This is a genomic window from Sulfurimonas paralvinellae, assembly GCF_014905135.1.
GTDB classification, from domain to species: Bacteria; Campylobacterota; Campylobacteria; order Campylobacterales; family Sulfurimonadaceae; genus Sulfurimonas; species Sulfurimonas paralvinellae.
Genome location: NZ_CP041406.1, coordinates 1,443,355 through 1,457,856 on the forward strand (window position 1 = coordinate 1,443,355; position 14,502 = coordinate 1,457,856).

The 14,502-nt window shown below is 32.8% G+C and carries 13 protein-coding genes; 5 read left to right on the top strand and 8 right to left on the bottom strand.

Annotation, left to right across the window (positions count from 1 at the left end; translation table 11 throughout):
- Positions 1-274: 274 nt before the first annotated feature.
- On the top strand, positions 275-1,900 hold the full coding sequence (locus tag FM071_RS07425; RefSeq protein ID WP_193110276.1) for an LTA synthase family protein: 1,626 nt from the start codon (positions 275-277) through the stop codon (positions 1,898-1,900).
- Positions 1,897-3,765, top strand: a complete 1,869-nt coding sequence (locus tag FM071_RS07430; protein WP_193110278.1) for an LTA synthase family protein — start codon at positions 1,897-1,899, stop codon at positions 3,763-3,765. The genes FM071_RS07425 and FM071_RS07430 overlap by 4 nt, the downstream gene beginning before the upstream one ends.
- 5 nt (positions 3,766-3,770) lie before the next feature.
- Here FM071_RS07430 and FM071_RS07435 read toward each other — a convergent pair whose 3' ends face one another.
- The 6 genes from FM071_RS07435 to FM071_RS07460 are packed head-to-tail and all read right to left on the bottom strand — an operon-like array spanning position 3,771 to position 9,007.
- On the bottom strand, positions 3,771-4,175 hold the full coding sequence (locus FM071_RS07435; protein ID WP_193110279.1) for a sugar 3,4-ketoisomerase: 405 nt from the start codon (positions 4,173-4,175) through the stop codon (positions 3,771-3,773).
- On the bottom strand, positions 4,172-5,218 hold the full coding sequence (gene rfbB, locus FM071_RS07440) for a dTDP-glucose 4,6-dehydratase (RefSeq protein ID WP_193110281.1): 1,047 nt from the start codon (positions 5,216-5,218) through the stop codon (positions 4,172-4,174). The genes FM071_RS07435 and rfbB overlap by 4 nt, the downstream gene beginning before the upstream one ends.
- Positions 5,211-6,080, bottom strand: a complete 870-nt coding sequence (gene rfbA / locus FM071_RS07445) for a glucose-1-phosphate thymidylyltransferase RfbA (protein WP_193110283.1) — start codon at positions 6,078-6,080, stop codon at positions 5,211-5,213. The genes rfbB and rfbA overlap by 8 nt, the downstream gene beginning before the upstream one ends.
- Positions 6,080-7,168 carry a DegT/DnrJ/EryC1/StrS family aminotransferase gene (locus FM071_RS07450; protein ID WP_193110285.1) on the bottom strand — a complete coding sequence of 363 codons (1,089 nt, stop codon included), beginning with the start codon at positions 7,166-7,168 and terminating at the stop codon, positions 6,080-6,082. The genes rfbA and FM071_RS07450 overlap by 1 nt, the downstream gene beginning before the upstream one ends.
- The gene (locus tag FM071_RS07455) at positions 7,165-8,274 is read right to left on the bottom strand and encodes a glycosyltransferase family 4 protein (RefSeq protein WP_193110287.1); all 1,110 of its coding nucleotides are present in this window, start codon (positions 8,272-8,274) and stop codon (positions 7,165-7,167) included. The genes FM071_RS07450 and FM071_RS07455 overlap by 4 nt, the downstream gene beginning before the upstream one ends.
- Positions 8,264-9,007: a glycosyltransferase family 2 protein gene (locus FM071_RS07460; protein ID WP_193110289.1), complete on the bottom strand. Its 744-nt coding sequence runs from the start codon at positions 9,005-9,007 to the stop codon at positions 8,264-8,266. Before FM071_RS07460 ends, FM071_RS07455 begins: the two co-directional genes overlap by 11 nt.
- 54 nt (positions 9,008-9,061) lie before the next feature.
- On the opposite strand from FM071_RS07460, the gene FM071_RS07465 reads away from it, so the two are divergent.
- Positions 9,062-10,333, top strand: a complete 1,272-nt coding sequence (locus FM071_RS07465) for a PIG-L family deacetylase (protein WP_193110291.1) — start codon at positions 9,062-9,064, stop codon at positions 10,331-10,333.
- On the opposite strand, the gene FM071_RS07470 is transcribed toward FM071_RS07465, so the two are convergent.
- Positions 10,311-11,459 (bottom strand): glycosyltransferase, encoded by a 1,149-nt coding sequence (locus FM071_RS07470; RefSeq protein WP_193110293.1) that lies wholly within the window; start codon positions 11,457-11,459, stop codon positions 10,311-10,313. The genes FM071_RS07465 and FM071_RS07470 overlap by 23 nt on opposite strands.
- Before the next feature lie 57 nt (positions 11,460-11,516).
- On the opposite strand from FM071_RS07470, the gene FM071_RS07475 reads away from it, so the two are divergent.
- Positions 11,517-12,260 (top strand): lipopolysaccharide kinase InaA family protein, encoded by a 744-nt coding sequence (locus FM071_RS07475; protein ID WP_193110295.1) that lies wholly within the window; start codon positions 11,517-11,519, stop codon positions 12,258-12,260.
- A 70-nt stretch (positions 12,261-12,330) separates the two neighbouring features.
- Positions 12,331-13,518: a nucleotide sugar dehydrogenase gene (locus FM071_RS07480; RefSeq protein ID WP_193110297.1), complete on the top strand. Its 1,188-nt coding sequence runs from the start codon at positions 12,331-12,333 to the stop codon at positions 13,516-13,518.
- A gap of 10 nt (positions 13,519-13,528) precedes the next feature.
- Here the strand turns inward: FM071_RS07480 and FM071_RS07485 are convergent, their stop codons facing one another.
- On the bottom strand, positions 13,529-14,494 hold the full coding sequence (locus FM071_RS07485; RefSeq protein ID WP_193110299.1) for a glycosyltransferase family 9 protein: 966 nt from the start codon (positions 14,492-14,494) through the stop codon (positions 13,529-13,531).
- Positions 14,495-14,502 lie beyond the last annotated feature (8 nt).

Here is a 14,502-nt window from a genome sequence, read left to right on the forward strand (position 1 = left end):
TTTTCTTTTTGCACCCCTGAAAATAGAAGCGACGTTTGTAAATTATCTTGAAACTTTTCTTTTTGGTTTACGACTAGACCTTTCAGTATTAGCTTACGTTTTTGCTCTATCTTTTCTCTTTTTATCGACTGCATATATTTTTAGAAAATATCTCTCTTTAAAAATTATTCAAACGATTTTACTCATCTATTTTTTTCTCACTTTTATACTTATATCCTTAATTATTGCTACAGATATCGGTTTTTACTCATATTTTGCTGATAGAGTAAATATTATGATCTTTGGAATTATGGATGATGATACAAAAGCATTATGGGAGATAGCTGTAAAAAACTACAATCTTACATTCGTTTTTACTGCTGTGTTACTCTATATGATTGCCATTTATAAACTGGTTTCTACATTTCTTTTCAATATAAAGCCCATACACTTAAGCAATTTCGGGCTTCTAAAACACATTACAACCTTTTTATTTATTGCCGTACTTACATTTTTAGCTATCCGTGGCTCTTTTGGTACATTTCCAATTTATCACTGGACGAGGGATGTTACAGGTAACAACTTTTTAAACAAAGTATCTAAAGATAGCACTTACTTGCTTTTACAAGCATACAGAGAGTATAAAAAAAGTAAAAAAGGGCAACGAAACTACATTAAAGAGATGGGTTACTCCGGACATATAGAGGATGCTTTTAAACTATTGTCATCGAAAAAAGAGATAAATAGCACAAACCTCTACCAAGCCATCACTTATAAAACACCATCTAACCTTCTCCTTGAAAAACATCCTGTCAATGTTGTTATCATCATGGTAGAGAGTTTTGGCACACCAATTTTAAAATATCAAAGTGAAACATTTGATATTGAAAGAAGGTTAAAAAAACATTTTCAGAGCGATGATATACGTTTTAAAAATTTCATATCTACAGCAAATGGTACAATTGTTTCCATGGAACCGATGCTTCTTAATCTCATAGCAAGACCAGGTAGCGTACCTTACGGGCAAAGTCTTTTTAGTGGAATCTCATTCAAACAGGCAGGAGCAAAGGTTTATAAGAAAAAAGGTTATGAAACATCTTACATATATGGTGGTGACCTCTCTTGGCGTAATGTTGGTAGATTTTTTCCAAGACAAGGCTTTGAACATGTTGAGGGAAAAGCAAAGATCGAAGAAGAACTTCACCTTGATCCTGAGCTTGCAACACATGATTGGGGTGTATATGACAAATATCTTTATAATTACATTTACAAAAAACTTAAAAATGCAAGAAAACCACAACTCATCTATGCAATGACAACAAACAACCATCCTCCTTATGTTATCTCAAAAGAGTACAAATCTAAAAAACTAATTCTTTCAAAAGAATTAAAAAAGCATTTAAAAGGAGACTTGGATTTAATTAAAAAAAGATTGTACGATTATCAATATGCTCTTGATATGGCTGGAAGATTTTTAGATATGATTAAATCTTCTCCTTTAGCTAAAAACACAGTAGTCGTTATAACTGCTGACAACAATACAATAGAAGGCTCCATGAACTATGACAACTTTTTACAAGAGTCAAAACAGATTCCTTTTTATATCTATATGCCAAAGAGCATTAAACCAAAAAATATAGATTTATCAACTCCGGGATCACATAAAGATATTTTCCCAACACTCTACAACCTAACACTCTCCGATACTTCTTACATAGCTGTTGGTTCTAATTTACTTGATAAAAATATTACACATTGTGGCTTTAACAACAGTGGCATTATTGTTTCACGAGAAGGAGCCTTTATGCTCAATAAGCCACAAAATCAAGAAGAGCAAAAGTGTCAACAACTATATAAGGCTTCTTTGGCTGTAACAGACTACTTAGTTAAAACACAACTACATCAAAAGGATAAAAAATGACACTTTTTTTAAAGCGTTACTTTAAACTATTTCTACTGGCATACATAATCGTTCTTCTTACAAAAATACTTTTCGCTTTTTACTTGAAAGAGAACTATACAACTTATAATATATCAACAATTCTAGGTGCAATTTTTGCCGGTTATAAGTTTGATTTTGCAACCAGTGCTTTTATCGCATTATTAGGAAATTTTTTTGATTTTAACAAGCGTTTTTATGCAATTGCAAGTTCTTTTTTTCTGACATCCCTTTTCCTATTACAGATTAGTGATATTTTATATTTCAAAGAAGCCGGTCGTCATATAGGCTATGAAGTACTTGATGCCCTAGTTGATGCAAAAAGTTTAGTGATGACTGCGATTACGCAAGATGGTATTTTAACCATTGCTGCACTTATAATATCTGTCATTCTCTTTATTGTTTTTTATAAAATATTTTCACATTGTCAAAAAGAAAAAATAAACAAATACTATATAGCTAAACAACTCTTCCTAATTTTACTAACTATATTTTTCATACGAGGGATGTTTCAACATATTCCTCTTAATCCTTGGCAATCAAATATTCTAGGTGATGCAAAACTTGCTCCGTTAGTGCTTAATGGAACATATAACACAGTATTTGCATTGGGAAGCAAAAGTAAAAAGTTAACAATGGAAAAAATACAAAAACCATCAAAAGGAGAGATTACACAATCATTCGAAGAACTCTATAGTGATAGTAATGCCACAAGTAATTTTCCACTACCGCTTATAAAAAACAAGCCCAATATTGTTTTATTCTTTTCTGAAAGTTGGAGTGCCCATTATATGAAACCTTATGGTTATCAGGCTGAAACAACTCCAAATTATGATGCACTCCTAAAACAATCTCTTCATCCTATTGTCATGATTGCCAATGGACATAGAACAACAGAAGGAATCTTTGCCGTAACAGCATCAATGCAAAACCCATTAGGGCGTAGCGTAGCTAAAACAAATCTCCAATATAATCATTTTACATCCATTATTAATGAACTCAATAAGATTGGTTACAACAGTATCTTTTTTCAAGGAACGGCTAAAGAAACGAGTGGTACAGGCAGTCTTGCACAGCAAATGGGATTTAAAAAATCATATGGTAAACGTGATGTCAAAAAGAGAATTTTTGAAGAAAATGATTGGGGTATCCATGATTTTGATCTTTATAACTTTGCGATGAAAAAGTTGGAACAGACGGATAAACCCTTTGTCATTGGTATTAATGGGGCAACTACACATAATGACAAATTACCAAAGGGGATAAAAGTAATACACTTTACAGACACTTCATTTAACATTCGTTTAAATGTACTGCATTTTGCGGATGCCGCACTTGGAGATTTTGTCAAAAGAGTTCAAAAAAAATATCCAAACACTATTTTTGTACTATTTGCAGATCATTGTGGAGGCGGTCTTAGTGGAACACTTGAAAACTACGAAATACCTTTTGCTATCTATGCACCACAATATATAAAGGCCAAAAAGCTTGATCATGTTATGTCACAACGGGATATTGCGCCAACACTATATGATATGATTATAGGAAGTTACAAAAAAGATCGTTTACCATTTAGCGGTAAATCAATATTTAGCGATAAAAGATTTTTTGCTGATTACTATCGAAGTGGTATTTTAGGCTGGATCGAAAATAAAAAGATAGTAGAAATAAATTTGCAAAACAGTACGTACAATTGCTATGTAATGAAAAATTTTCAAAAAGTTCCAACACAATGTACACAAGAGTATGAGAAACTAAAAAAACATGCTCTAAGCTTTACATATACCTCTCAAAAACTACTTTTTGAGGACAAAACAAATGATTTTTCAAGGTATCGTTATAAATAGATATACTATCCATTTTCTCTTGTTTTGTCTAAAAATGTTGGATAACTATGAATATAATCAGTTGCATCATATAAGGTATCTGCCATAACTAAAAGGACACAATCTGGACTAAAATCATGCATAGTTCCCCAAACTAACGCATCTTGAAAAAGTCCTACATTTGGTTTATTTAACTTAAATGTCATTTGTATCTTTCCAGTATCTAAAGTAACTTTACAGCTACCACTTACTGCTATCAAAAATTGCTTTGTTTTATAATGAGCATGATTTCCTCTTGGCACTCCTTCTTGAGTACCATAAATATAAAAAATTCTCTGTATATCAAATGGTATCTGTTTATTTGCTTCAAGAGCTACAAGCTTCCCTCTATTGTCACCTAATACTTTTAGTTCTTCTAATGTTGCTATCATCTTACAATTCCATATTTCTCTAAGTACCAATCAACAGTCTTAAGAATTCCACTATCAAAGTTCTCATCTGCTTTCCAGCCAAGCTCATTCTCTACTTTTGTAGCATCAATAGCATAACGCCTATCATGTCCTGCTCTGTCTTCTACGAAAGCAATAAGTTCTTTATAGCTATCTTTGTCTATTCTTTCTTTAGGAGGAACTTTTTCATCAAGTATAGTTGTGATAGCATCGACTATCTGAAGATTTGTTCTTTCATTTCTTCCACCTATATTATATACATTGGCTTCCTTACCTATGTGGTAAACCAAATCAATTCCCTTACAGTGATCAAGAACATAGAGCCAGTCTCTAATGTTCTTACCATCTCCATAGATAGGGATATTCTCACCTGTTAAACATTTTCTGATGATAATAGGGATAAATTTCTCATCATGTTGTTTTGGTCCATAGTTATTGGAGCAATTTGTGATAACAGTATTGAGTCCATAAGTTTCTTGGTAAGAACGCACTATCATATCACTGCTTGCTTTACTTGCAGAGTATGGAGAGTTTGGGGCATACGGTGTATCTTCTGTAAAGAGGTCTTTTGGATCATCACTGAGTGTTCCATAGACTTCATCTGTTGATATATGGTGAAATCTACACTCTTGATACTCTTTATAATAAGTAAAAGGTCTTTCCATCCACTTTTTCTTTGCTACATCTAAAAGTGTAAAAGTTCCATTGACATTTGTCTCTACAAATACACCAGGATTTTTGATAGAGTTGTCAACATGGCTTTCTGCTGCAAAATGAATCACACCCCGCACATCATACTCATCAAATATAAATTCTACAAGTTCTCGATTACAGATATCACCTTTGATAAATTTGTATCGTGGATTATTTTCTACCTCTTTTAGGTTTTCTAAATTACCTGCATATGTTAATAAATCTAAATTAACTACATTGTAGTTTTCATATTTGTCTATAAAATATGGAACAAAGTTACTTCCGATGAAACCTGCACAACCTGTCACTAAAATTGTTTTATTCTTATTCATCGTCTACCAACTCCTTGAGATACTCCCCATAACTATTTTTACTAAGTGGTTTTGCTATTTCCAGTACTTTCTGTTTATCGATCCAGCCATTATTATATGCTATCTCTTCCAAACAGGCTATTTTATAACCTTGCCTATATTCAATTGTTTGAACAAATCTTCCTGCGTCAAGTAAACTATCATGTGTACCTGTATCAAGCCAAGCAAATCCACGACCCAACAGTTCTACTTTTAATGTACCTCTTTTTAGATACTCCTCATTAATAGAAGTAATCTCCAATTCTCCTCTAGCTGACGGCTTTACACTTTTTGCAATTTCAATAACATCATTATCATAAAAATATAATCCGGTTACAGCAAAATTTGATTTTGGATTTTTCGGTTTCTCTTCAATACTTAAAACATTCATATTTTTATCAAACTCAACAACACCAAATCTATGAGGGTCACGAACTCTATACCCAAATATTTTAGCACCTTGTTTTATTTTAGCAGCTTCTCGTAATGTCATAATAAATTCATTTCCATAAAAAATATTATCTCCTAAAATAAGACAAACACTATCATTACCGATAAAAGACTCACCAATAATAAATGCTTGAGCCAAACCATCGGGAGAAGACTGTACAGCATAGTGAAGTTTCACACCCCAATTATGTCCATCTCCAAGCAATTCTTTAAAATTTTCAATATCTTGAGGTGTCGTTATTACAAGTATTTCCCGTATACCTGCCAACATTAACACTGATAAAGGATAATATATCATCGGTTTATCATATACAGGCAATAACTGCTTACTGACTGAACGAGTGACAGGATAGAGTCTCGTACCGCTTCCCCCTGCTAGAATAATACCTTTCATTATAAATACTCCCAATCATTAATTACCTCACACACCCTATGAACATCCTCTTTTGTATGAAAATATGAAATAGGCAAACTTAGTGTTGTATCATGAATTGCTTTACTGATTGGATAATCTCCATCTAAAATACTTCTATAAGCTTTTTGTTCATGCGGTGCAACAGGATAATGTATCTGCGTTTCTATATTATTATCTAAAAGATATTTTTGAAGTGCATCTCTTTTGGAATGCCGAATATTAAAAATATGATAAACATCAAAATAATCATCTTCACAAATTGGTTTAATCACACGATTATCCAGATTTTGCATGTAAACTTGAGCAAGATCTCTTTTGTGCTGTGTAATTTCATCAAGTATTTCAAGTTTTATAGATAAAAAACCTGCTTGAAGTTCATCTAAACGTGAATTATATCCTATCTCGTCATTATAATATTTTTTTGTACTTCCATAATTTCTAAGTGACTTTAACTTTTGTACATATGTTTCATCTTCAGCTACAATTGCACCGCCATCACCCAAGGCGCCAAGATTTTTTGTCGGATAAAAACTAAAACATCCCACTCCAAAACTTCCTGCTTTTTTTCCTTTATACATTGCACCATGTGCTTGTGCACAATCTTCTATAATTTTCAGTTTATATTGATCAGCTATTGCTGTTATACTATCCATATCACACATTTTTCCGTAAAGATGAACAACTAAAATAGCTCTTGTCTTATCCGTTATTTTCTCTTCTATTTTACTAGGATCAATATTATAACTATGAATATCAGGTTCAACCAAAACAGGTTTCATTCCACTACGAACAATGGCAAGAATAGTTGCAATATATGTATTGGAAGGCACAATAATTTCATTTCCCTGCTCAAAATCAAAAGCATCAATAGCTAATGTCAGTGCATCAAGACCAGAAGCAACTCCTACACATTCTTTTGTAGTACAAAATGCAGCAAATGCCTCTTCAAACGATGAAACATTATTTCCAAGGATATACCAGCCACTCTCTAAAAAATTACGAAAGCTCTCTTCATAGCGTCGAAAAAGTATTCTATTTACTTGTTTTAAATCTTCATATTTAATCATACTATCCCCTGTAAAATTGAACCTAACTTCTCAAACTGTAAGTAATTAGAAAACTTCTCTTGACATTTCATCATACCTGCATGAGCAATAGTATTTAATAGCGCTTCATCATTTTGTAGTCTTTCAAGTTTTCGTGCTAAATCATCACTATTGCCCATTTCAAAAAGCAAACCGGTTTTTTCATCATCGATAATCTCAACAACACCGCCGCTATTGGAACCAACTACTGCAGTACCCATCTGCATAGCTTCGATGACAACAAGTCCAAATGTCTCACGTCTTGATGCCATTACAATTACATCACATGCCTGAAAGAAATGATGTGGATTTTTCATAAAACCCAAAAAATGTACACGTGATCCTACACCTAAATCAGCTGCCATTTTTTGTAGTTTTTGAATATAGCCTTTGTCCATTTCATGTCCTACAAAAAACACTTCAGCATTTTTTTGTTGCATTTTGGAAAGTGCTTCTATAAGTAAATATTGCCCTTTTGCTTCGTTTATTCGCCCAACCATACCAATATTAAAAATATCCTCACGCAGGCCTGTTTTTTCTTTAAATGCTTTTAATTCAGGTGCTTCTAAAAGCTCAGGCTTATCTGAACCCATATAGAGCACTTCTATTTGGGGGCGTATATCTTGCGGTATGAACTTTTCTAACTGCTCTTTTACTTGATAAGTTACAGGCAGCATCAAATCAATATTTTTATATAAAAATCGATGATAGAAATCATCTTTAAAACGTGTCATCGTCATATTACGTGTTTGTACGACTTTCGGTCTCTTCTTGGAAAGCAGCTTACTAAGCACTACGAGAGGCAAGTCTTTTGTCCAGTGTACATGAATTACATCCACATTCTTTTCATCGATAATATTAGCCAACTGTTTTGCCGCACCAAATATTAAAAGATTGGATTTTTTTTCAAGAGCAATATAACTATCTTTTCCATCTTCATAATATTGTTCTAATTTACCATTTTTATTGATAATAGAGATTACTTTAAATCTATCTTTTAAAGCTTTTGCTGCACGCACCATATAAAGTTCCAAACCACCTAAATCAGGGGACATACATAATTCTAAAAGGACTTTTTTATTTTTCATTTTCTTGCATCTCCACCATTAAAGCATATTTCATATAAGAACTAAAAGCCGATATCATAGCCACATTCCAGCCAACCAAACCATCGAACATGCCTCTCTTTAAAATCAACGTCTTAAACAGTGCACCGGTTCCATGTAAAAAAGGATCGAATCTGCTCGCCCGTTTTCCATCTTCAAAGGCCAATTTCGCACCGCGAGTTATAAATTTATGAGAAGTTTTAATCATCTCACCAAAATTTGCATAGGAGAAGTGAAGCATATCGGCATCTAAATCTTTTACATTTGTAGTCTCTACTTTTGCGTGTCCGCCAACTGTTGAAAAACCACATTTTTTACGATTATAAAGTCGTATTACTCTATCAGGATACCACAACCGGACAAACTGCTTTCCAACATATGTTTTTCTTGCAAAACTAAAAGCATCATAAGGCGTATTTTTCAAATCTAAACTTTTTATAGCTTCTATAGCATTTACATCAAGTCTCTCATCCGCATCAATACTGAGAATCCAGTCATTTTCAGCTAATGGCGCACCGAATGCCTTTTGTCCACCATCACCAAGATAAGGTTGTTTTATAACTTTTGCACCGAGCGACTCGGCTATTTCGCATGTTTTATCACTACTGAGCGAATCTACAACCAACACCTCATCACAGACTGTTTGCACGGACTTAATGACTTTTTCTATATTTTTTTCTTCATTAAGAGTAATAATATTTGCAGTAATTTTCATAAACTTATTTTACCATAGTAAACTTTCGATACAATTTCATAAGGAGTTATCTATATGTTTTATATCATTTTTCTTTTTGTATTATTTTATCTTGTAATAATTGTTAAACGAGCAAAACAGTATAAATACAATACAAAAGAAGATTATCTTTACGACTTAGAAAAAAACTTTATTCAGAATATAAATCTAAATGATAAAATTCATCTGACAAATGACAAATATGACACACTTTTTTTACAAATAAAAATCAAACCAAGTTTTTTTTCTTACTTTATTCAACCCTGCATAACTATCAATGGTGTAAAACATTTTTTTGAATATGGTGCGGCAGGTATTCGCTATGTGAATTTCTCTCACGCAGGGGAAACAACAGAAATAAAAGGTAATATATCACTTCAATCAAAATCTGCTAGGCTTTATGGGTATAAAAATAATATAGATCTAGAAAATGACACTATTCTTATTCTTGCTCCTCACGCAGATGATGCAGAACTTGCAGCTTTTGGACTCTACAAATCAGCAAAGAATGTAACAATTGTTACTATTACAGCAGGCGAAAGCGGAGTTTGTAACTATTGCGATCTTTATAAAAACAATAAAGAAAAAAGTGCTTTAAAAAAAGGATCCTTGAGGACTTTTGATGCACTTACTGTTCCAATGCTTGGAAATATACCTTATACGAATTCACTAACATTGGGCTATTTTGGCTCAAGTTTACAAAAAATGGCTGAAAATCCCAGACAAGCTGTAAAGTCAAAAATAGATACTATTGAGAATATGGAACCATTTCGCAAAGTCTCTCATGCAAAGGTAAAGTTGGACAACAATGTTTTACCTACCTATACTTCTTTATTAAAAGATCTCAACGATCTTATTACACAACTTAATCCAAATATTATTATCACACCTCATTCACAAATAGACTCTCACGCAGATCATAAACAAACAACATATGCAGTGAGAAACATACTGAAAAGAACTCATAAAAAAATAAAATTTCTTTTATACACCAATCATCTGGTCAAAAGTGAAATATACCCACTTGGGGATATACACTCAGCCGTCACTCTTCCACCAAACTCTAAAAAATTTGATTTTGACTCTATCTATTCCTTTGCACTCGATGAAGAACTTCAAATTGATAAACTCTTTGCACTTGAAGCCATACATGACTTAAAAGACTCTACAATACAGATATCTCTTAAAAAATCATTGATTCATTTGAAAAAAATGTTTATGAGAGTTATTACGGGTAAGGACAAAAGTTATTTTAGAAGAGCAGTTCGTGCAAACGAGCTCTTTTTTATAAGTGATAAACCTCTTTAAATCTTTGCACAACAAATGCCGGCTGAAACTTCTGAAGATATTTATCGAAGTCAATATCTACCCCATTTTTCAAAACTTCAACAATTTTTGTTGCCAAAACTTCTTTATCAAAATCAACCCTGTAGTGACGTAATTCACCACACATGATATCTTCTGGACCACCAACGGTTTTCACTGAGACTATAGGAGTATGACAGGCCAATGTCTCAAGTAAAACATTTCCCAAGCCTTCAGCTTTTGAAGTAAAAACAACTAACTTAGCTGCTTTAACCCAAGGATAAGGATTCGAAAGTGCTCCAAGCATTATGATATCATCTTCTAACGAATAACTTTGAATCTGCTTTTTTATATCTTCATATTTAGGTCCATTCCCAATAATAACCAATTTTTTATTAAGAGAGAGTTTTGTTTTTGCATAATTATACGCATCAATAAGCAAGCCAACATTTTTATTTGGTGTTATCCTTCCAAAATATAAAATATACTCCTCATCAATATCCGGCACATACTCTAATGCTCTTTGTCTCACTAGCGCAACATCCATAGGATTATAAATCACATTGAGCGATTTTGGCTGAAAATGTGCAATTTTTGCGACTTCCTCTATTTTTCTTTTAATGCCATTTGAGATAGCAATAATATGCTTTTGATCATACAATCGCCTTAAAAAAAAGTTTTTAATGATACCGCCTGTAAAAATAAACATGCTTACGGAGACCTGTTTAAGCCTATCATCTTTCAACATCCAAACTGATTCAAAAGTTCCCTGACCTCTTAATATAATAAGGTCAAACTTACCATATTTACGTTCAAGTTGATATATTTTATATTTAAATATCCATGATGCAAACATTCCATGCCAAAAAAAATAACTATGTCGTATTAATATATTTGCTAATTTACAATAAATCATCCAGACTAATCCAATAACAGAAAGTTTCATAAATTTTTCTATATCAAAATGATGTAAATAAACATTCTCTTTTGGTTTCAAGGCAGCATTTTTACTTCTAAAATATATAAGATGGCTTTCATGACCTTCATCAGCAAAAGCTTGCGCAATATTAATAGCAGAACGTTCCATACCACCTATTTTCAAACTTCTCACGACAACTGCTACTCGCATATACTCTACCTTTCTAAAAATGCTATAATAGCATATCAAATAAAAAAGAGAGTTAAGTTGTCTTATAAGATACAATTAAATCCTAAATATAGTCAGTTTAAAGAAGAACTCATTAGCATTCAAAAAACTTTTCAAACTTCCAATGAAAGTATTCATAAAGCAAGAAATGAGCTAAAGATTATAGAGTTCCATGGTATCAAATGTGTCGTCAAATCTTTTAAAGTTCCTCATATAATTAACCGTGTTGCTTACACTTTTTTTAGAGAAGGAAAAGCTAAAAAATCTTTCTTAAATGCAATGAAACTACTGGAGTTAGATGTCCCCACGCCAGAACCCATAGGCATCATAGAATTTTTCTCTGCAGGGTTACTGCGTGAGAGCTATTTTATATCTGTATATGAACCCTATGATTTTACAATCCGTGAAGTTTTTCATCATAAAGTAAAAAATACTGAGCAGATTTTAAAAGAGTTTGCAGATTTTACCTATGCTATACATCAAAAAGGTGTTTGGCATGTGGATTATTCACTTGGAAATATTCTTATCACACAAGAAAATAAGCACTATAAATTTTCACTTGTTGACATCAATAGAATGAATTTTAAAAATATTACACCACAAGAAGGTCTTAAAAACTTTAACAAGTTTTGGCCAAAATATGAAGAAGATCTTCCAATAATTGCAAGAGAATATGCAAAACTTACAAATATAGATGAAGATCAGGCCATACATACAATTACTACGGAATCTAAGAAGCTTGAAGACATTGTCAATTTAAAACGTAAACTAAAAGCTAAATAACTGTAATCAATTTTTACTTAAGTACATTTAAGATAATATTTGATAAATTTTACACAGATATAGGATAGTCATGAATATAACAATAGCGGGAACAGGTTATGTTGGACTTTCCAATGCTATACTTTTAGCACAGAACAACAATGTGATAGCATTGGATATTATTCCAGAAAAAGTCGCGCTTATAAACCAAGAGAAAAGCCCAATTGAAGATACAGAGATAGAGGCTTACCTTCCAAAAGCCATACAATCTGGAAAGTTAAAAGCGACAATAGATAAAGAGAAAGCTTACAAAAATGCTGATTTTGTAATTATTGCGACACCTACAGATTATGATCCTATTACAAATACATTTAACACAAAAAGTATTGAAATGGTTATTAAAGATATACTACAGATCAATCCAAATGCTTTAATGATAATAAAATCAACTATTCCAATAGGTTATGTACTTGAAACTCGCAAAAAATTCAATATTGAAAACCTCATATTCTCTCCAGAATTCCTTCGTGAGGGAAAAGCACTTTATGACAACCTTCATCCCAGTAGAATAGTTGTAGGAGAAAAAACACAAAGAGCACAGACTTTTGCAAATTTACTTCTCGAAGGAGCAGAAAAAAAAGATGTACCTCTACTTTTTACCAATCCAACTGAAGCAGAAGCTATCAAGCTTTTTGCCAATAACTATCTTGCTATGAGAGTTGCATATTTTAATGAACTTGATTCTTATGCTTTAGCGACAGATCTCTCAGCAGAGGAAATTATCACAGGCATTGGATATGATCCTAGAATTGGTCTTCACTATAATAATCCAAGTTTTGGATATGGGGGGTACTGTCTTCCAAAAGACACAAAACAACTTGTGGCAAACTACAAAAATGCCAATGTTCCAAATGCTGTCATTGAAGCGATTGTGGTTTCTAATACAATTAGAAAAGAATTTATTGCTGAACAAATTATAAAACAACTCGGCAATAAAAAAATTGTTGGAATTTATAGACTTATAATGAAAGAAGGTAGTGATAATTTTAGAAGTAGTGCTATAGAGGATATCATCAACTACTTAAAATCAAAAAAGGTTGAAGTTATTATCTACGAGCCTGTTTTAAAAGAGAATAAACACGACGGGCTTGAAGTTATAGCAGAGCTTCAAAACTTTAAAAATCGTAGCGATGTCATAGTAGCCAACAGACTCTCAAAAGAGCTTCTTGATGTTAGCGAAAAAGTTTTCACAAGAGATATTTTCAACAGTGATAGCTAATGTTTAGGAACTATAAATTACATAGTTCCTTTTTCACTTCTTCAAACATCTCTTTTCTCTTAGCTTCATCCTGCGGCAGCATATAGTGTTTTTGCAGTTTTTCATCGCCTATACTTTTCCAACGTTTGGAACTTGCAAAGTTTGAATCTCCAAAAAATGTCAGTGTTGCTGTACCAACCAAAGACGCTAAATGATAGGTTCCCGTAGATGTTGAGACAAAAAGTTTAAAGTTACTTATCAGTTTTGCAAAATTAACAATGCCGTCATTCGAGGGGTAAAAAATCACATCCTCATTTTTAAGCCGCTCACTCATATCTTCTTTCAATGCTATTTCATCAGGGCCGAACGTAAGCACTATCTGGTATTTCTTCTGCGTAAGCATTGCTCGTATAAGTTCTTCATACTCATCCAAGTTCCAGTTGGCATCAGATGAACCGCCAAAACCGACATGAAAAGCAACTACTTCCTTTGTAATGCCATGTTCTTGAGAAAATTTCACATAGAGCTCTTTTGCATCATTGAATCGGAGCAGCGGCTTTGGATATTCCAAAATTATATCAGGAAATACTTCACGAGCCAGTGCCAAATTGTACTCAAACTCCGCCATTTTCACCTCTGAACGTCGTTGTTTAACTCTATGATTGTAAAATATTTGTGCGATTTTCGTTGCAGGTGCATAGCGTGAGGGAATTCTTGCTAAGAACTGTGCCAAGGCTACACGTGTATTGGAAAAAAGTGTCACAGAAGTATCAATATGCAGCTCTTTTATCTTGCGTGAGAGTTCAAAAACAGAACTTTTGCCATCATCAACAATTACCTCATCAATAAAGTCACAATTCTGAGTAAGAGCTTTGTTTAAAGGAGCCACCAGAGCAATGATTTTATTATTGGCATTATAATGTTTCAGCACATACATACTCGGCAATGCTGTTATGAAGTCACCTAATTTATCTGTTCGTACAACTAATATATTCATACAGTAAT